General features: G+C 49.4%; 17 protein-coding genes and 1 pseudogene. 8 read left to right on the forward strand and 10 right to left on the reverse strand.

Annotation, left to right across the window (positions count from 1 at the left end; all coding sequences use genetic code 11):
* Positions 1 to 272 precede the first annotated feature (272 nt).
* From DEF47_RS00180 to DEF47_RS00200, 5 genes are all read left to right on the forward strand, one after another.
* On the forward strand, positions 273 to 959 hold the full coding sequence (locus DEF47_RS00180; RefSeq protein ID WP_012189038.1) for a response regulator transcription factor: 687 nt from the start codon (positions 273 to 275) through the stop codon (positions 957 to 959).
* 8 nt (positions 960 to 967) lie between these two features.
* Positions 968 to 2365 (forward strand): sensor histidine kinase, encoded by a 1398-nt coding sequence (locus DEF47_RS00185; protein ID WP_012189039.1) that lies wholly within the window; start codon positions 968 to 970, stop codon positions 2363 to 2365.
* 113 nt (positions 2366 to 2478) lie between these two features.
* A complete protein-coding gene (locus DEF47_RS00190) occupies positions 2479 to 3321 on the forward strand; it encodes a polyphosphate polymerase domain-containing protein (protein WP_012189040.1) in 843 nt (280 codons plus the stop codon).
* The gene (locus tag DEF47_RS00195) at positions 3318 to 3956 is read left to right on the forward strand and encodes a DUF4956 domain-containing protein (RefSeq protein ID WP_012189041.1); all 639 of its coding nucleotides are present in this window, start codon (positions 3318 to 3320) and stop codon (positions 3954 to 3956) included. Before DEF47_RS00190 ends, DEF47_RS00195 begins: the two co-directional genes overlap by 4 nt.
* Before the next feature lie 84 nt (positions 3957 to 4040).
* Positions 4041 to 5735 carry a CotH kinase family protein gene (locus DEF47_RS00200; protein ID WP_012189042.1) on the forward strand — a complete coding sequence of 565 codons (1695 nt, stop codon included), beginning with the start codon at positions 4041 to 4043 and terminating at the stop codon, positions 5733 to 5735.
* A 49-nt stretch (positions 5736 to 5784) separates the two neighbouring features.
* Here DEF47_RS00200 and DEF47_RS00205 read toward each other — a convergent pair whose 3' ends face one another.
* Both DEF47_RS00205 and DEF47_RS00210 read right to left on the reverse strand, forming a co-directional pair.
* Positions 5785 to 6534, reverse strand: coding sequence for an SDR family NAD(P)-dependent oxidoreductase (locus DEF47_RS00205; protein ID WP_012189043.1), 750 nt, complete (start codon positions 6532 to 6534; stop codon positions 5785 to 5787).
* Between the two features lie 407 nt (positions 6535 to 6941).
* The gene (locus tag DEF47_RS00210; protein WP_012189044.1) at positions 6942 to 7496 is read right to left on the reverse strand and encodes a DUF7010 family protein; all 555 of its coding nucleotides are present in this window, start codon (positions 7494 to 7496) and stop codon (positions 6942 to 6944) included.
* A 511-nt stretch (positions 7497 to 8007) separates the two neighbouring features.
* Between DEF47_RS00210 and DEF47_RS00215 the strand changes: the two genes are divergently transcribed.
* Complete coding sequence (locus DEF47_RS00215) at positions 8008 to 8622, forward strand: TetR/AcrR family transcriptional regulator (RefSeq protein WP_012189045.1); 615 nt, start codon at positions 8008 to 8010, stop codon at positions 8620 to 8622.
* Positions 8623 to 8630: 8 nt separating this feature from the next.
* Positions 8631 to 8930 (forward strand): annotated as a pseudogene (locus DEF47_RS25245) (immunity protein CdiI family protein).
* A 25-nt stretch (positions 8931 to 8955) separates the two neighbouring features.
* Here DEF47_RS25245 and DEF47_RS00220 read toward each other — a convergent pair.
* The 6 genes from DEF47_RS00220 to DEF47_RS00245 form a co-directional block, all read right to left on the reverse strand.
* Positions 8956 to 9678 carry a hypothetical protein gene (locus DEF47_RS00220; protein WP_012189046.1) on the reverse strand — a complete coding sequence of 241 codons (723 nt, stop codon included), beginning with the start codon at positions 9676 to 9678 and terminating at the stop codon, positions 8956 to 8958.
* Between the two features lie 84 nt (positions 9679 to 9762).
* Complete coding sequence (locus DEF47_RS00225) at positions 9763 to 9978, reverse strand: helix-turn-helix transcriptional regulator (RefSeq protein ID WP_012189047.1); 216 nt, start codon at positions 9976 to 9978, stop codon at positions 9763 to 9765.
* A complete protein-coding gene (locus tag DEF47_RS00230) occupies positions 9975 to 10355 on the reverse strand; it encodes a hypothetical protein (protein ID WP_012189048.1) in 381 nt (126 codons plus the stop codon). The genes DEF47_RS00225 and DEF47_RS00230 overlap by 4 nt, the downstream gene beginning before the upstream one ends.
* Before the next feature lie 123 nt (positions 10356 to 10478).
* On the reverse strand, positions 10479 to 12191 hold the full coding sequence (locus DEF47_RS00235) for a formate--tetrahydrofolate ligase (RefSeq protein WP_012189049.1): 1713 nt from the start codon (positions 12189 to 12191) through the stop codon (positions 10479 to 10481).
* Between the two features lie 197 nt (positions 12192 to 12388).
* A complete protein-coding gene (locus DEF47_RS00240; RefSeq protein WP_012189050.1) occupies positions 12389 to 13714 on the reverse strand; it encodes an FAD-dependent oxidoreductase in 1326 nt (441 codons plus the stop codon).
* Positions 13715 to 13929: 215 nt separating this feature from the next.
* A complete protein-coding gene (locus tag DEF47_RS00245; RefSeq protein WP_012189051.1) occupies positions 13930 to 14238 on the reverse strand; it encodes an NUDIX hydrolase in 309 nt (102 codons plus the stop codon).
* A 166-nt stretch (positions 14239 to 14404) separates the two neighbouring features.
* Between DEF47_RS00245 and DEF47_RS00250 the strand changes: the two genes are divergently transcribed.
* Positions 14405 to 16090, forward strand: coding sequence for an adenylate/guanylate cyclase domain-containing protein (locus DEF47_RS00250; protein ID WP_012189052.1), 1686 nt, complete (start codon positions 14405 to 14407; stop codon positions 16088 to 16090).
* Here DEF47_RS00250 and DEF47_RS00255 read toward each other — a convergent pair.
* Positions 16087 to 17049: an NAD(P)-dependent alcohol dehydrogenase gene (locus DEF47_RS00255; RefSeq protein WP_012189053.1), complete on the reverse strand. Its 963-nt coding sequence runs from the start codon at positions 17047 to 17049 to the stop codon at positions 16087 to 16089. The two genes, DEF47_RS00250 and DEF47_RS00255, sit on opposite strands and share 4 nt — an antisense overlap.
* Complete coding sequence (locus tag DEF47_RS00260; protein WP_012189054.1) at positions 17046 to 18047, reverse strand: NAD(P)-dependent alcohol dehydrogenase; 1002 nt, start codon at positions 18045 to 18047, stop codon at positions 17046 to 17048. The genes DEF47_RS00255 and DEF47_RS00260 overlap by 4 nt, the downstream gene beginning before the upstream one ends.
* Positions 18048 to 18059 lie beyond the last annotated feature (12 nt).

The following is an 18059-nucleotide window of genomic DNA, read 5'->3' on the forward strand; positions in this document are numbered from 1 at the left end:
CTCAAGGCGGGAGACGCAGGGGGCTTTAATCCCCCTGCAACCCCCTAAAGTACAATTTAAGAAGGGCACGAATCTAACGATCAAACTAGCATCACTTGGTTTGTAGCGGAGTGTCTTTTTAACTACCTACCCTTGGAAGGTTGAGGTGAGGGCATGCTCACGCTATAAACCGCAAAATTCCCCTCCGATCCTCACAATTTCTCCATAATTGGCTGCTATGCTAGCGCTTACTGCGGCTGTTTTGGGCTGGTTAGCGAATGGAGATTTGGCTGATGGACTATACCATTTTATTAATTGATGATGAAGCTAAACTGCGCCAAGTGATTCGGCTCTCGCTTGAGCAAGAGGGCTATCGCGTGGTTGAGGCTAGTAATGGGCGGGAAGCGCTGTATCGGGCACGGATTGAAAAGCCCGATTTGGTGGTGCTTGACCTGATGATGCCTGAGATGAATGGAACTGAATTTTTGCTGGCCTTTAGCAAAGAATCCAACACGCCAGTGATTATGCTCACAGCGCGGGTCGAAGACCACGATAAAATTATTGGCTTGGAATTGGGCGCTGACGATTACATAACCAAGCCGTTTAATATGCGTGAATTAATTGCGCGGATTCGCGCTGTGCTGCGTCGCACCCATAAACCAACGCTTGAGCCAGATCTGATTCGGGCTGGCGATTTGGTGCTCGATCGCGGGTCGGCAACGGTCTTGGTCGGTGAGCAACAACTAAGCCTAACTCGCTCCGAGCTTGAAATTTTGGCCACCTTTATGACTGCGCCTGGCCTGATTTTCTCGCGGCTCGATTTGCTTGATCGCTTATCGCTTGGCGATGCCTACGAAGGCTATGAGCGCTCAATCGATGTGCATATTCGCAATCTGCGCACTAAAATTGAGCCAGATTCACGTCAGCCACGCTATATCGAGACGGTGTATGGCATGGGCTATCGCTTTAAAAAACAATGAGGTGAGCTATGCGCCGAATCTGGCAGCTGCGCCACTCGTTGGCAACCAAGCTGATCTTGGCTTTTTTGTTGGTCGGCTTAATTGGAATTTCCTTAGTGGCGCTATTGGTGGTTGTGCGTACCCGCTCAGAGTTCAGTCGCTTTCTCTCAGAACGTGATCGCACGGCTTTGGCGAATGCGCTCGCTGAGCATTATGCAGCAACTGGCAGTTGGCAAGGCTTGAGCCAAGCGCTTGATGCCCAACCTGGATTAATTGAATTGCGCCAAAATGTGGTGTTGGTCGATGCCAACGGTGCGATCATCAATAGCCTGCAAGAATCAACCGCAACCCAAACCATGCAAGATATTTTGCGTTTTGCCGGCGAGCCAATTGTAGTCAATCAACAGACGGTTGGCTATATGCTGCCGCATCCGATGACTGTGCCAAACCCTGAATTGCCACCACCCTCGCCTGAACAAGATTTTTTGGCGCGAGTGACGTGGGCGGCAACCGCCAGCGCCAGCGCAGCAATTCTTTTGGCCTTGTTGATTGGTGCATTGCTAGCCCAAACCTTGACGCGGCCAATTCGGGCTCTGATTACTGCTACCCACAAATTGGCTGATGGGACATTTGATCATCGGGTGACGGTGCAATCGCACGATGAAGTTGGTCAATTAGCCCAATCATTTAACCAGATGAGTGCCAAATTGGCCCGTGCTAGTCAACAGCGCCAACAAATGACCGCCGATCTTGCCCACGACATTCGCACACCGTTGAGTATTTTACGCAGCTACACCGAAGGCCTGAAAGATCAACGTTTTGTTGGTTCGCCAACTATTTATAACGTGCTGCACGAAGAAGTTGAGCATTTACAACGGTTGGTCGAAGATCTGCGGGTGCTTTCGTTGGCTGATGCAGGCGAGTTAGTGCTCAATCGGCGGATGATCGATCCGCGTGCTATTTTAGAGCGGGTTGGTCTCGCTCATATTATGCAGGCTGAGGCTCAAGGCATTGCGCTAACGGTCGAAGCATCCGAGCAATTACCTTCAATTGATGTCGATACTGATCGCATGACCCAAGTGCTGAACAATTTGGTCTCGAATGCCTTGCGTTATGCCAGCGCTGGCGCGATTAGCTTGGGAGCACAGCTGCGTGGAGATCAGGTGGTGATCACGGTGCAGGATACGGGCAGTGGAATTGATGCCGCCGATCTGCCGTTTATTTTTGATCGGCTGTATCGTGCCGATAAAGCGCGGCAGCGCAACGCGAGTAGCACTTCGGGCTTGGGGTTGGCGATTGCCAAGGCGATTGTTGAAGCTCATGCAGGCACAATCAGCGTCGATTCTTGGGTGGGCAGCGGCACGACTTTTACGATTAGCCTACCAGTTGCAAACCCTCACGCGCAAATTCGCCCCAAAACTACATAGCAAATGCGAGATCTCCTAACAGTTTTATAACAATTCTTGGATAAACTCTTAATCAGAAGCTAACACTGATGGCCGACCGCTCTGGCGTTGCGGCTTGCGAAGGAACAACGATTATGCTGCAACAATTGCGTTATCAACCAACTTTAATCTGGCCAAATGAGCTAACTCTGGCCTATGAACCAGATTGCACCGAGCCACAAGCCTTGATTCAGCCAAGGTTGGCTGGCTTTCGCTCGATTAGTCTCCAACAGATGGATTCGGTGGCCTTGCTCAATCGTACCGATAGCAAATATGTATGTTCGATTCAGCAATTGGCTGCAATCTTACCCGATTTGGCAGCAGATTATCGGGTGTTGGAGATCGCTGGGCGGCGCATGCATCGCTATCATACGCTCTATTTCGATACTGCCGATTTTGCCTTGTACCGTCGGCATCACGCTGGTGGCCGCAATCGCTACAAAGTGCGTAGCCGAACCTATCTCGATACGCAGAACTATTTTCTCGAAGTTAAACATAAAGTGAATAAATATCGCACGATCAAGCATCGGCTTGCAACACCCTATGCCGTGGAAACGTTTACAGCTGCCAGTTCCAGCTTTTTACAACGCATTGTGCCATTTGAAGTGAGCTTATTGCAACCAACCTTGACCAACAATTTCAGCCGCATCACCTTGGTCAATATCGCTGAGCAAGAGCGTGTAACCTTGGATATTGGGATTGGCTTTCAAGCTGATTCGCATTCAGTTGAACTGACGGGTGTGGTGATTGCCGAAGTCAAACAAGCTGGGATAAATCGTGGTTCGCCGTTTATCCAAGGCATTCGCGGACAACATTTGCACACGATTGGCATGAGTAAATATTGCAGTGGGGCGGCGTTGCTCTATCCCGATTTACCACGCAATAGCTTTAAACCAACCCTGCGCTATCTGAATACATTGATGGAGTATGCCCAATGACAACTGATTTAACGCAATTTTTGCTGGGAGCGGGCTTTAATTTATTGGTAACGCTGCTGATTGTGCGCGGCGTATACTATCCCGTGACCCAAGATAAAAACTTTGTTTTTACCTTTATTGGCTTCAATATGATCATCTACTTTGTGCTGGGCTTTCTGACTAGCGTCGAGGTAGGCGTAGGCGTGGGCTTCGGACTATTTGCAATTTTCTCGTTGCTGCGCTATCGCACCGACGAGATTCCGATTCGCGAAATGACCTATTTGTTTATTTTGATTGCGCTGGGCGTGATGAATTCGCTGATGCATAGTGGCAGTTTGCTGCAAATTGGCATCGCTAACGCTGTGATTTTGGTGATTTTGTTTGTGCTCGAAAAAGGTTGGGGCTTTCAATTTGAAGCCAACAAGCGCGTAGCCTACGACAAAATTGAACTGATTGGGCCTGCACGTAGCGAAGAATTGTTAGCCGATTTGCGCGAACGCACCGGAATTGCCGTCAAGCGGGTTGAAATTGGCCGCATCGATTTACTGCACGATATGGCCGATTTGAAAATTTTCTACGATGAAATGCCTCGTCTGAGTGCGAAACGCCAATCAACCACCACCCGCGTGCTGCGCGATCAGCATCAACTGCCCTAAGCGATTTTTGAAACTTGGAATGTGTCACAGAGCGTCGTCACACGGCGGCGCTCTGCTTGATGTTGTAACGTTTGTGAGGTTCCCATGAAATTTTGGCGTTGGCTTTGCTTATTGGCTATTGGATTAAATTTGGCCGCTTGTGCGACTTCGACTCCCACGACCGTTGTGACTGCTGAACCGACCGCCGAGGATGCGGCAGTCACTCGGCCAGTGGGCTGGAACGAGGCATCGCATGGTGATAGCGCTGAGCCAAATTATGCAGTGGTTTTTGCCCAAAATAAGGTCAATCAATTAACCATCACGATCGATTCAGCCTCGTGGCAAGCAATGCAGGATAATATGACCGAGCTGTTGGGCGAGCCAGGCAGCCGTCAGATGGGCGGTGGTTTTCCTGGTGGCGTATTTACCGACACGGCAGGTTTGCCAATGCGGCCAGGCGGTGCGTTTACTGATACATTGGGCATGCCGATGCGACCAAATGGTGCGTTTACTGATACTGCTGGAATGCCAATGCTACCAGGTGGTGCTTTTACTGATACAAACAGAATGCCTGGTGGTTTTGGCGGCGGAATGCCCAATATGGGCAATTTTTCAATCGAAAACCCAATGTGGGTCACGGCAACATTGACCTTCGAAGGCCAAACCTGGACAAATGTGGGCGTGCGCTACAAAGGCAATTCGTCGTTGATGAGCGCTTGGAACAGCCAACAAGCCAATTTGCCCTTTAAAATTGATTTTGATGAATTTGAAAAAAGCTATCCTGAGATTGAGAACCAACGTTTTTATGGCTTCAAACAATTGGCGCTCTCGAACAATTTAGGCGATGCGACGGCCATGCGCGAAACGCTGGCCTACGATGTGTTTGAGCAAATGGGCTTGCCTGCTGCTGAAACTGCCACCTATGAAGTGTTGATTAATCATGGCGATGGGGTTGAAAGTCTGGGTTTGTATACGGCGGTTGAGGTGATCGACGATACGGCGATTGCCCGCGTATTTGGCGATGATAGCGGCAATATTTACGAGGGTGATGGCAGCGCCGCCAGCTTCGCCGCAGGCACAAAGGATGCAATCGAGGAAAGTTTTCAGAAAGAAAATAACGATACCACCGATTGGGCTGATGTTGAAGCCTTGTACGATGTATTGCATTCCAGCGAACGCACCAGTGATCCGGCGGCTTGGCGAGCCAAGTTGGAAGCGATTTTCGATGTGCCAAGTTTTCTCAAATGGCTGGGGGTTAGTACGCTGCTGGAGCATTGGGATACCTATGGAGCCATGACCCATAATTATTATCTTTACAACAACCCAGCGACTGGCAAACTAACCTGGATTTCGTGGGATCACAACTTTGTTTTGGGTGCGATGGGCGGCGGTGGTATGCGTGGCAATCAAGCCATACCAAATGTAGCGAATCCAGCTGTTGGTGCTGGTAACCAAATGCCGAATAATGCCAATGCCGGTGGCATGCGTGGGCCAGGAGGCGGCTTTGGGGGCCAAAATAATACCTTTGATAAAGCTAGCATTACCAGCGATTGGCCATTAATTCGCTATTTGCTTGATGATCCGACTTACTATGCGGCCTATATTGCGGCGTTGCGCGAAACCAGCAACCAATTTGATGCTGAAGCCTTGGTCCAAAAATATACAGCCTTGGCAGCAACGATCAGCCCAAGCGCCGCCCAAACAATCAGCCTCGACGACTATAACAGCGCAGTGACCACGTTGATGGAGCGCATTAAGACCCGTAGCGCTGATTTGAAAACCTTCCTAGCAACCCAATAGTTAAATGGATGGCCTGTGAGTTGGGATTAACTCACAGGCCTTTATTGATTTAGGCCAACAATCCGCCATCAACATTAATCGTCGCGCCAGTGATAAAAGCTGCGCCAGGACTGGCCAAAAATGCCACGGTTGCTCCAACTTCTTCAGCCTTGCCAAGCCGTTTGAGCGCAATTGCTTGAGTGATCATATCGAGCATTGGGCCATCGCCTGGTCCCATATCGGTGTCGATTGGGCCTGGCTGAATATTATTAACCGTGATGCCACGTCGTCCTAGCTCATTGGCCCATGCGCGGGTATAGCCTGCGACCGCTGCTTTGGTCGCTGAATAGTCGCCAAAACCAGGAATTGGAGCGGTATCTGCCGAGACTGAGCCAATCGAAATGATTCGTCCGCCATCTTGCAAAAGTGGGGTTGCTGCCCGCACTGCGCTGGCGACACCCTTCACATTCACGGCAAACATATGCTCAACGGCTTCCAAATCGGCGTTAGCATCATTCAATGGAGCTAATTGAATCACTCCAGCGTTATTGACCAAAATATCGAGCTTGCCAAAATGTGACACAACCTTATTGACCAAGGCGGCTACTTGGTCGCTATCGGCTTGGTCGGCTTGGAAGGCCACAGCTTTAACCCCAAGGGCTTGCAATTGCTCAACCACGGCTTCGGCTTTGCTGGCTGAGGCGACATAACTAATGGCGACATCTGCGCCTTGTTCAGCCAAGGCAACCGCGCTGGCTGCGCCAATTCCGCGTGAACCACCAGTGACCAAGGCAACTTTTCCGGCTAATGGCTTGCTCATCGAACATCCTTCTAAATTTCAATTAGAATAATATAGTACCGATTAGTACATATATTTTGTACTGATCGGTACTATATAGAGAATTCGCTGGTTTGTCAAGCCTGATTTTGATCCACGAAGAGCACGAAGGGCAGGCATGTGGCTCTAGGCTAGCGGAACGTTGTACTGAAACCACGAAGAACGAGAAGGTCACGAAGGTTAAGTTTTTTGGCTACGAATTACAGAACGGCTATAGGCTAGCGGAATACAGGTTGGCATGCCAATCAATCTCCGATAGTCAATAGCCTATAGCCGTTAATCGCTCTGCGCCTCTGGGTTAAAACCCGATCCTCGTTCCCCAACGACCAATCCCCACATGCAACCATGAATGACTATGCTGGGATACAAAGGCTAATGCAGGTAGGATTTTAGCGAACAGCTTGGCGCAGTGACTGACGGTGTTGTACGAGACAAATAATCGCAAAGACCATTTCGGTTGCGGCTCCGGCGCTTGCTGCGATAGCAGGAGCTGCTGCTAGAAATGCCAGTGCGATTGCTACTGCCGCAAGGACAAGGCCTAAAACCCAGTAGAGCCGCATGCCATAAAGCGTTGCGAATACAAGATAGCGTCCCCCGATGACCAACAGCATTGCCATAAAGAACCAGCTTGGTTTTTGCTGACCTAAACCATAGGCAAGCGGCATAGAAAAGACCAGCCAGAAAGTGCTAGCGCCCGCGAGTTGCCCAAGCGGATTGCCTTTGGTGTGCGTTCCTCGTGCGCCAAGCGCCTTGCTGATCAGAATCGATACTGGGAAGATCAGCATACCACCCAGTAGTAGTGCCCAGATTGATCGTTCGGCTGAGCCAGTAAGTGCCACACCTGCCGCAATTGACCATGCCAGTGCTGAAGCCAAAATTCCAGCAGCCCCACTATAATAGCCATCACGCATGTCTGCTTGGGCTTCAGAAATTGATTGGTCCATGCGTCCAGATCCCCTTGTGCATCATGTGCACTATAACGACCAATGCCTCGGTCGCAGGCTTCATTAAATTCTGAGCAGGTTACTCAGTCTGAATAGAATAGCAAACATTAGGCGCTAGCGTTACAATTTTAAAGATGGTATGAGTCGTTGATTGCGCTATATCTCTGCGTTTAAAACCCGATCCCCAACGACCAATCCCCATATGCAACCACGAAGAACGCGAAGGGCACGAAAGGTTAAGTTTTTGGCTACGAATTGCACGCATTGTGGTAAGGCTATCGGCTATATGTAATGATTCATTGGGTTAACAACCAATTGTAACGTGCCCTCACCCCCTAACCCGCACGCGAGGCGAGAGGGAACCGCTCTAGCAGCGCTCCCCTCGCCCGCCGCCGTGGGAGAGGGGCTGGGGGTGAGGGCATTCTGGTCGTTATCCTTTATCTGCGCTTGTGTTAAGCACCTGTTTAGCGTATGATCATTATGGTCAATAAAGATAGATTGGTTAGCGACGATGAAAGCAGTAAATGAACCAAAAGTTGGGCGGCCTCGGGCCTTTGATCGTGATGTGGCCTTGAACCAGGCCTTAGAAGTTTTTTGGAATTTGGGCTATGAGGGCGCTTCGTTGAGCGATTTGACCGAGGCGATGGGGATTAATCGCCCTAGCTTGTATGCAGCTTTTGGTAATAAAGAGAGCCTCTTTCGCGAAGTGCTGAATCGCTACTATGAATTGAGCTTGCCTTCAATTCTGGCAGCCTTAGATCACCCCCAAATTGCTATTGCGCTTGAGCAATTGCTGCGGACTAATGTGGCCCAAATTACCAACCCATTAGTGCCTGCTGGCTGTTTATTAATTCGTGGTGTGCCGGTCTGCAATTCGCAAACCGAGCCAATTCATCACGATGTAATTGAGCGGCGTTTGGGCCAAGAGCACGTTTTGAGCGAACGTTTGCAACGTGCCCAACGTGAAGGCCAGCTGCACGAATCGGTTGATCCGTTGGCGCTGGCCCGCTGCATTATGACCTTTTCCAATGGCTTATCGATTCAAAGTATCAATGGGGTAACCCAAGCTGAGCTTGATCAAGCGGCTGATTTGTTTTTGCAAGGGCTACGGGGATTGTTGGTATAACATCCTAAATGATAAAAAAATTACGTTTAGCAGCTGAGTATGCTTGCTTTCCGCTCTGGTGGGACGATGGTGTTCAGTTTGGTGAGCTTGATCCCAGCGAATTACCAATTAGCCCACAATTATAGCAAGCGTTAATCGATTGGTCTGAGCAATTTGATGCAATCTACAATCTTGATGATCCGGCTACGGCCAGCTTTGTAAGCCTTGCAGCGGAGCGGCTATTTGCCGAACAAGGCTTAGTTTTAGCCCAACAACTCCAAACTGAATTAGGCTGCGAATATCATATTTGTTATAGCTATCGCGTGTAACGTCTAAGTTGCTAACCACTTAGTATTAGGTAGCTTGTAGACCTTTAACGCCAGCGCTATTGGTATAACGATCGCCTGTTTGTAGTTTCCTGATCAATGTAGCTAATTCGGTTTGGCGTGATTCATCAACAACTAAACCTTGTAATAAAACTAACGCCTCATGTTTATCAATTTGTCCATAAAGTGCATAATAGCTGGCATATAAGCTCTGATAAATTGCTGGATGCCAATGAGGATCTGCAATTAATTGAGCATAGATTGGTGCTTTTAAATACCAAGCCGCCGTTGCTGAACTATTGAGGATACTTGCTAATAGCGCTGAATTTGGATTGTGGGTTAATCTATTCCAGATATCCTGGCAGTTATCACATAATTCGAACCAATCTGTAGTGAGATGATATTCGAGTGGGCCTGACCATGCTAGCTTGCCCTGTAACAAAATTCGGCGAACTTCGGACCAATAGAGTTCTTGGGTCGCGCCATCAAACTGTTGATACCGACTCCAATTGAGGGAAAGTAGCGTATAGCAAGGGAGATCTTCGTAGATTGAAAACAAAAGCTGTACTTTTTGGAGATTGGTTAATCCATTCGATTCATCCCAAATCAAGTCGTCAATCGTATGCGCTAGATCCGAGCTATACCAGAGTTGATTGGGGTTATTTGCCTCAGATCCAAACCAGTGAGCATCCTCAGATTCGAGGGTATACAGTTCTAGGCTAATCTGTTCGATGATCTGTTGTTTATCCATACCTTCTCCGCAAAACTCATTGAATAGCTGAAGTCTGGAGTGTTAGCCTAAAACCTCAGCTATTCAATTACTTGACTATGTTGGTTATTCCTCAGTTGCTTGATCAGCGCTTGGCCGTTCGAAAATTTGCTCAATTGCTAGCTCAAACAAGTCGGCAATTTTGAAGGCTAGCGGCAAACTTGGATCGTATTTGCCAGTTTCTAGCGCATTGATCGTTTGGCGCGATACTCCCAAGGCTTGAGCCAAATCGGCTTGCGACCATTCACGCTCGGCTCGTAACACCCGCAAACGGTTTTTCATTGGTAGCTCCGGTTGGCGAAGGCTAAACCAAAACTCCAGCAGGTTGTCAATAATGGCAGAATCCACAGCCACGAAAGTTGTGGCAAATCAACCAACACTTGGAGCAATCCATAGCCACAGGTTAGAAAGCTAGTCGCGCCTACGGCAAACGCTAGGGCTAACAACTGAATGTGGCGTTGAAATTCATCTAGGCCACTGATTGCCCGATACATTGCCTGAATGCCCAAGCCAACTGGAACCAAGGGCACGATTGCCAACAGCGCTCGCCATGGCGATTCAGGCAAGTTTGGCAACGCTAACATCACGCCCATCAGCAAGATTGGGAACAACACGAAGGCGATAATAAGTTGACGTAATGCCGATGATTTGGTGTTCATTGAAAGCTCCTTGACTTAATCACTTGACTAACCTGAGTATAGATCAGTATGTTGATTAAGTCAAGGATGCTTTACAAAAAGAAATGCTTGTTTTACAAAAAGACATTGAACATTGACATGTAGCTAGAATAAGCCAACTGTATTGCCATGTTCATCGATATCAATTTGTTGGGCAGCAGGGTTAGCGCTAAGCCCTGGCATGGTCATCATATCGCCAGCAATGGGGTAGATAAAGCCTGCTCCAATGCTGGCCCGCACTTCACGAATTGGGAAGCTATAGCCCGTTGGCGCACCTTTGAGCGCCGGATCATGGCTGATGCTCAAGTGAGTTTTGGCCATACAAATCGGCAAATTGCCAAAGCCATTGGCCTCAAGTTTGGCTAATTGTTCGCTGGCTGCTTCGCTATAACTAACTTCCGCTGCTCCGTAGATTTTGGTGGCAATTGTGGCAATCTTAGCGGTCAACGGCTGCTCAAGTTCGTATAAAAATTGGGCTTGGCCTGCTTGGTCAATTGCGGCTAGCACTTTTTCTGCCAATTCTTCGCCGCCAACCCCGCCTTGGCTAAATACCTTGCTCACCGCTACATCAAAGGCTCCGGCACTCATCGCGATTTCGCGTACCGCCTCGATTTCCGAGGGATGATCATCAGGGAACGAATTAAGCGCAACGACAACTGGCAGGCCAAATAATTGGGCATTGCGAATATGCTTTTGCAGATTGGCCCCGCCTGCATAAACCGCATCAGGATTTTCTTGCAACAAATCGGTGGGCAAATCGCGACCTGGTTTGATATTCCAGCGCCCGCTGTGAGCTTTGAGCGCACGAATTGTAGCGACCAACACCACGACCGCAGGTTTGGCATCAAAGGCGCGACATTTGATATCGAAAAACTTCTCGCCGCCCATATCCATGGCAAAACCAGCCTCGGTCACCACATAATCGGCGATCCGCAGGCCAACTTGATCGGCGACGACGCTGGCGTTGCCGTGAGCGATATTGGCAAATGGCCCGCCATGCATCAACACAGGCGTATTTTCAATTGTCTGCATCAAGGTTGGATGAATGGCATTGCGCATAATCACCGTGGCTGCACCCGCCGCCTGAATATCATCGGCAGTAATTGGTTGGCCTTGACGAGTGAACGCCACCACCATGCGCCCGATGCGTTGGCGGAGATCGCGCATCACATCGGCATGGTTTTCGCCACTGACCAAGGCTAAAATAGCCATTAATTCGCTAGCAGCAGTAATATCGAAGCCCGTTTGGCGTGGAATGCCATGTTGCGAACCGCCTTGGCCGATTGTGATCGAGCGCAAAAAGCGATCATTGACATCTAGCACTCGCCGAATCTGAATTTGCTCAGGGTCGATGCCCAGCCGATTTTTTTGATACCAACTATTGTCGGTCATGGCGGCGATTTGGTTGTGGGCTTGGGTCACGGCGTGAATATCACCAGTTAAGTGCATCAAGCTATCTTCTAAGGGGATAACTTGCGAATAGCCGCCACCTGAGCCACCACCTTTAATCCCAAAAACTGGGCCAAGCGAGCTTTGGCGCAGCGTGCAGATGGCGCGTTTGCCCAAGCGACTTAAGGCCATTCCAAGGCCGATCGTCGTGGCAGTTTTGCCCTCGCCAAGTGGTGTTGGAGTCATGGCGGTCACTAAAATCTGCTTGCCGCGAGGCCGATCATGGCTCGCATCAAGCAGATCAAGGTTAATTTTGGCACGGTAGCGGCCATACGGTTCGACAAATTGCTCAGCAATCGCTAATTCTTCGGCAATTTGGGTGATGGGGCGTGGCGTAGCCTCGGCAGCGATTTGTAAACTAGTTTTCATGAACGCTGTGTCCTTGTATGAATTGTCCGTACCGCCGTTGGTACGGTTGCTACTGCATGCAATAGCAGGCGATTAAAGCAAAGCCACCGCTTATCCCGCTGATTGGTGGCTTTGCCCTAATCATGGGTATTGTAGCGGTGTTTTGCTGGATAAATTATAGTTATTTTTATCAACAGAGGTTGACAAATCGCAACGATTTAGGCGCGACCAAACATCCGCCCGAGCACGCCGCGCACGACTTTGGGTCGTAACAAAGCTTCTGGCCCTGCCAAAAGATGCATCACATCCAAAAAGGCTTGGTAAATTTCGGTCGATTGGGCACTCAGCCAAAAAACATGATCGGTATACCATTGCAAAAAGCGAATTTTAGGGTTGCGCGAGCCTGGCATACCTTTGAAGCGCAAGGCTTCTGATTGGGTAATCAGCCATGGTACATCAATAATTTTCTGCGCTTGTTTGAAAAAGGCTTGTGCCAACGTTGCTGCTTGTTGGCCTTGGGCCGAAGCCAGCACTTGATCGAGCGTATGGGCCTCTTTACAGGCGATCGTCATCCCTTGACCAAAAACTGGATCAAGGCTGCATAAAGCATCGCCAAGCACCAAAAACCCTTGGGGAAAACGCTTTAATTTGTCATAACGTTGAAATGCTTGCTGTGGGTAGCCGAAACGCATAGCTTCGCCGGCAGGAGTTGCCTCGGCCAACGTGGTATAAATATCGGGCACTGGCAAGGTTTTGACAAACTCCAATACACCTTCGCTGGTAGGGGTTGGGTGCTGCCCAAGATAGCCAAACAACGTTACAATCCAATGTTCATCGTCGATCGGGGCAATAATTGCCCCACGTGGCGAATCGGCTGAAGGATGGCAAGCCAAACATTGCCAATTGCGCGGCGAATTGGTTTTTTTGAAGATTTGGCTGACATAGACCAAATCGATCGGCATAACTTCTTTGGGCGGGGCTGGATAGCCAGCGGCTTCGAGCCATTGGTTGGTGCGTGAACCACGGCCAGTCGTATCAACCACCAAATCGGCTGCAAGTTCGCTGGTTTGATCAGCATGCTTCAACAGCACACCTGTTACGCTGGTTTTGCTGGGATCAAACAGCAATTGCTCAACATTGGTTTGGCTGCGAAACTCAATTTTAGGATGCTGGTGGACATAGCCCCGAATGCGGCTTTCTAAGGTTACCCGCGCTTGCGGATAAAAACTAATCTTGCAGGGTTGGCGCGTTTTCCATGAACCGCCCTGAAACCATTGCACGTCACGCGACCAATTCAACTCTGGCACGCCTGCGCTATGTAAATCGTTGGTAAAGTTCGGGAAATAATGTTGCAAGACATTAAATCCGCCAGTTAATAAAATATGAACATGATTGGCTTGCGGCACGCCCTTGCGTGGTTGGGTTTCATCGCTCATGGCATCGCGCTCAACGATGGTTACCGTTTGAAAATGATTGGCTAAGGCGCGTGCTGCGACTAAGCCTGCCATACTTGCGCCGATCACGACAGCTCGTTGTCGTTGCATAACACCCTCCTAAATCGCTTGATGCTTGCTAATGCTGTTAGTTGACGAAAAAACTAACAGTTTCTTTCTTCATGCAATTCATAGAGGGCATCAATAGATCGGGAGTTAACACTGTAGGAGCGATACAAGATTTGATTTGTCGGATTGAGCATGGTCATCAACCGCGCATGGATTGATGGCCGTTGAACTAAATCAAGCGCTTGCTCAGGTACTATCTACTGAACTGCTAAACTTTCGGCGCTAGTGGTTAATTGTCCAGATTGATAGCTACAACGAAAATCGAGATTAACGCTACCCAAGGCTAGATTGGAAGATACGCCGACTAAGTGCTCAATTTTAGCCTGCACGCCAGTTTCTTCAAAAATCTCGCGAGTCAGCGCTTGGGTCAGGCTCTCACCAATTTCAACCTGCCCACCAGGAAATTCCCAACCGCCTCGCGGGCTTTGCAAAAGCAAAATTTCACCATTATGGTTAACAACACAACCAGCAACGGTTACGATATGGCGTGGTGGAATCTGGTTCATGACAACTCCTCAATTAAATCTTGTTGCATGGAGTTTGCCTGAGAGCACTGCTTCGTTCAATCGTAGCCAACTGATACCTTGCTTAGCTGTGTCTTTTATCCCCCAAGCCTGCAACCCAGATAGATGGTATACTCCCTCTATTGCTGGCTTTACGGAGATTGGCTGCATGGCTCGCTCGTTTCAAGCTCTGATTCCCCGCTTGCGGCTGCATGCTGGTTTGACGCTGCTGCTCTATGTTACAACTCACCTGCTGAACCATGCGTGGGGCATCTTTGGCCTAGCTGCCTTGGAATCGTCGCGGCGGGTCTTTTTAAGTTTTTGGCGGCATCCAGCGGTCTTTTGGGTTGTGCCAGCTAGTTTATTGATCCATGTTCTGTTGGTCAGCTATAAATTATTGACAATTACCAGTTGGCGACGCTTGCACTGGAACGAATGGCTGCAAATTGGCTTGGGCTTGATCATGCCGTTGCTGATTACCTCGCACATTTATGCCACTCGTTTTGCCACAATCTTGTATGGAATTCGCGATACCTATAGCTATGTATTGCTCAGCCAAGCGACGATTGCCGTTGATCTCTATTTGATGTTGGTGGTGGTTTGGCTGCATGGCAACCTTGGCTTAATGGCGTATCTTTGGCATAAACCATGGTTTGCCCGCATCAAACAGCCCTTGCTGATTGCCCAAATTGTGATTCCATTGTTGGCCTTGGTGGGGATTGTGGTGGCTCATCGCGAGGTGAATCAGCTTAAACAAGACCCACAATGGCTGGAGCAAGTGTGGCAATTTGCCAATCCACAGAATATTGATGTAGCAGCCGCGACTGCGGAATTTATGGGTTGGTTTGGCTCAGGCTATTTAGCTTTGCTGCTTGGCTTGGGTGGTGGGCGGGCAATCATCTTGCGTTTGCGCCGTAAGCATTATTTAATTTCGGTGGAATATAAGGGCATTGCCACAGTGACAATTGCCCCTGGAACGAGTTTGCTTGAAGCCAGCCTTGCCAATGGAATTCCCCATGCCCATAGTTGTGGTGGGCGCGGGCGTTGCTCAACCTGCCGGATCGAAATTATCGAAGGTGTGAAAGCGCTGAATCCGCCGACTGAAACCGAGTTGCGTTTGCTCAAGCGTTTTGGGGCAAGTGGCGATATTCGCTTAGCATGCCAAACCATCCCAACTGCTGCCTGCGTGGTGCGGCCATTGCTCCACCATCATGATCGTTCGCTACCAGGCGCACCAACCATGATTAGCCATGGTGCCGATAAGCAAATTGTGATTATGTTTGCCGATTTGCGCGGCTTTACGACCCTTTCCGAGGGCAAGTTGCCCTACGATACGGTCTTTATTCTGAATCAATATTTTCAATCGATGGGCCAAGTCATCGAGGCCAACGGTGGTTATCTCGATAAATTTATTGGCGATGGGATTATGGCGCTGTTTGGTTTGGATGGTACGCTCGAACAAGCTTGTCATAATGCGTTAGCTGCCGCCCAAGCTATGGCCTATCAACTTGATGTGCTCAATCAGCGCCTTGAACATGATGTCAACGAGCCATTGCGCATGGGCATTGGCATTCATTGTGGCCATGTAATTGTTGGTGATTTGGGCTATAAACGCGCTAAACATCTGACAGCGATCGGCGATGCAGTCAATATTGCCGCCCGTTTGGAAGAAGCCACCAAAACTTTGCAAACCCAATTGGTCGTTTCGCGGGCGGTGATGCAACATAGTGCCTTAGATTTACACAATTTAGCTTTGAGCGAAATTCCGATTCGTGGCCGCACCCAGCCCTTGGAAATTTACTCAATCGAGAGTGCCAAGAGCTTGGTGCTTGTGCCACTAACCTTGAATACCTAAACCTCAATCACCACGTTGCCTTTTTTGCGGCCAGTCTCAACATAGCGATGGGCCTCGACTAAATCGGCCAAGTGATAACGTCGATCGATCACGGCTTTGAGCTGGCCCGCGCCAATTAATTCGGCCAAAAATTCGATGTTGCTTGGTTTTTGATTTAGGCCAGTTGCCGCAAATTTGGCTTTTTTACCGTTGCCAAAGCTGGTCCAAAGCATATTCAGCATAATTCCCAAGGTTGGCACAGTCATAAGATAAATGCCGTTGGGCGTAAGCAACTGTTTACAACGGCCATACGAACTTTTGCCAATTGCATCGAAGACCACATCGTAGCGTTGTTGGCTTTGGGTAAAATCGCTGCTGGTGTAGTCGATCACGTAATCAGCACCGTAGTGCTTGACTAGCTCATGGTTGGCGGCGCTACACACGGCGGTAACCGTCGCGCCATAGTATTTAGCCAATTGCACTGCGTAAATGCCAACTGCCCCCGAAGCACCATTGATCAATATCTGTTGGCCTGCTTGCAGTTTGGCTGCATCACGCAGAAAAAGTAACGAGGTGCTTGCTCCATCGCAAATGGCCACAGCTTCGGCGGCGCTCACGTTGCTTGGTTGCTTGGCGATCGGCTTATCTTCGGCTAAACATAGATATTCGCCGTAGCTGCCAAAACTATTGGGACTCATGCCGAAGACTTGATCGCCAACCTTGAAGCGCTGGACTGCTGGGCCAATCGCCTCGACCGTGCCAGCAAATTCAACACCCAGAATTTGAAATTTTGGTCGGCGCAGGCCATACATCAACTTGACTACAAATGGATCGCCCTTGCGAAAGGCACAATCGGACGGTGTAACGCAAGCGGCTTGCACTCGAATTAATAATTCATTGGCTTTGGGGGCTGGTTTGCTAGCTTCGCCAAATTGTAAGACATCGGGCGAGCCATAACCTGTGCAGAGCATTGCTTTCATACGGTTTGCTCCAAGCTTTGAGCTGTGGTGGGTTGCAATTCGATCATAATTTTGCCTTTGGCATGGCCAGCTTGGAGATAACGCATTGCGGCAGGAGCTTCTTCCAGCGGGTAGCGCTGATCGATCACCGCTTTGATATCGCCGTTGGCCAGCAAAAAGCCAATTTTGGCGAGATCGGTTTGGTTGGGCTTGGCGAACAGGTTACTCAGCTGTTTTTGGCTGCCAATTGAGAGCAATTTGCCCAAGGCGATCGCCTGAAAAATCTGGCTCATTTCGCCGCCAACCATCACATAGCGACCTTGAGGCGCTAAACTGCGTTTATAGTCGAAAATTGAGCGATGACCATTGACCCCCAAAATCAGATCATACAGCTGACCATTGCGAGCAAAATCATCCTTAGCATAATCCAGCACCTGATCAGCGCCGAGCGAACGTAGCAAATCGTGCTTGGCGGCACTGGAAACAGCGGTAACGATTGCGCCAAAATGTTTAGCAAGCTGCACCGCAAATGTGCCAATTCCACCTGAAGCTCCATAAATCAAGACCTTTTGGCCTGCGGCGATGCCGCCTTGGCGCAGGCCTTGCAAGGCTGTGACCGCGGCCATGGGCGCGGCAGCAGCTTGTTCAAAACTTAGCTGCTCGGGCTTGAGCACCAGCACATGTTCGGGGGCACAAACATATTGGCCTAAGCCACCAGCTCCGCAGCCCGAAAGATCGCCAAACACCGCATCGCCGACTTTAAATTGAGTGACGTTACGCCCGACGGCTTCGATAACTCCAGCCACATCGGTGCCAGGAATACCTTTTTTGGGTTTGAATAAGCCCGTCATAAAGCGTACAGGAAAGGGTTTACCAGACATCAAGCGCCAATCGGCGGCGTTAAGGGCTGTCATATGTACTTTAATTAAAACTTGATTTTCAGCAGGGGTTGGGCGAGCTACTTCGCTGAGCCGCAACACATCGGCTGAGCCATATTCACGATAGATAATTGCTTGCATGGTAAAACTCCA

This window comes from Herpetosiphon sp. (genome assembly GCF_003512625.1).
GTDB lineage: Bacteria > Chloroflexota > Chloroflexia > Chloroflexales > Herpetosiphonaceae > Herpetosiphon > Herpetosiphon aurantiacus.

What these genes read in the sequence shown, in the direction of transcription:
- DEF47_RS00180 (WP_012189038.1), top strand. Translation starts at nt 273, where the DNA reads ATGGACTATACCATTTTATTAATTGATGATGAAGCTAAACTGCGCCAA.
- DEF47_RS00185 (WP_012189039.1), top strand. Translation starts at nt 968, where the DNA reads ATGCGCCGAATCTGGCAGCTGCGCCACTCGTTGGCAACCAAGCTGATC.
- DEF47_RS00190 (WP_012189040.1), top strand. Translation starts at nt 2,479, where the DNA reads ATGCTGCAACAATTGCGTTATCAACCAACTTTAATCTGGCCAAATGAG.
- DEF47_RS00195 (WP_012189041.1), top strand. Translation starts at nt 3,318, where the DNA reads ATGACAACTGATTTAACGCAATTTTTGCTGGGAGCGGGCTTTAATTTA.
- DEF47_RS00200 (WP_012189042.1), top strand. Translation starts at nt 4,041, where the DNA reads ATGAAATTTTGGCGTTGGCTTTGCTTATTGGCTATTGGATTAAATTTG.
- DEF47_RS00205 (WP_012189043.1), bottom strand. Translation starts at nt 6,534, where the DNA reads ATGAGCAAGCCATTAGCCGGAAAAGTTGCCTTGGTCACTGGTGGTTCA.
- DEF47_RS00210 (WP_012189044.1), bottom strand. Translation starts at nt 7,496, where the DNA reads ATGGACCAATCAATTTCTGAAGCCCAAGCAGACATGCGTGATGGCTAT.
- DEF47_RS00215 (WP_012189045.1), top strand. Translation starts at nt 8,008, where the DNA reads ATGAAAGCAGTAAATGAACCAAAAGTTGGGCGGCCTCGGGCCTTTGAT.
- DEF47_RS00220 (WP_012189046.1), bottom strand. Translation starts at nt 9,678, where the DNA reads ATGGATAAACAACAGATCATCGAACAGATTAGCCTAGAACTGTATACC.
- DEF47_RS00225 (WP_012189047.1), bottom strand. Translation starts at nt 9,978, where the DNA reads ATGAAAAACCGTTTGCGGGTGTTACGAGCCGAGCGTGAATGGTCGCAA.
- DEF47_RS00230 (WP_012189048.1), bottom strand. Translation starts at nt 10,355, where the DNA reads ATGAACACCAAATCATCGGCATTACGTCAACTTATTATCGCCTTCGTG.
- DEF47_RS00235 (WP_012189049.1), bottom strand. Translation starts at nt 12,191, where the DNA reads ATGAAAACTAGTTTACAAATCGCTGCCGAGGCTACGCCACGCCCCATC.
- DEF47_RS00240 (WP_012189050.1), bottom strand. Translation starts at nt 13,714, where the DNA reads ATGCAACGACAACGAGCTGTCGTGATCGGCGCAAGTATGGCAGGCTTA.
- DEF47_RS00245 (WP_012189051.1), bottom strand. Translation starts at nt 14,238, where the DNA reads ATGAACCAGATTCCACCACGCCATATCGTAACCGTTGCTGGTTGTGTT.
- DEF47_RS00250 (WP_012189052.1), top strand. Translation starts at nt 14,405, where the DNA reads ATGGCTCGCTCGTTTCAAGCTCTGATTCCCCGCTTGCGGCTGCATGCT.
- DEF47_RS00255 (WP_012189053.1), bottom strand. Translation starts at nt 17,049, where the DNA reads ATGAAAGCAATGCTCTGCACAGGTTATGGCTCGCCCGATGTCTTACAA.
- DEF47_RS00260 (WP_012189054.1), bottom strand. Translation starts at nt 18,047, where the DNA reads ATGCAAGCAATTATCTATCGTGAATATGGCTCAGCCGATGTGTTGCGG.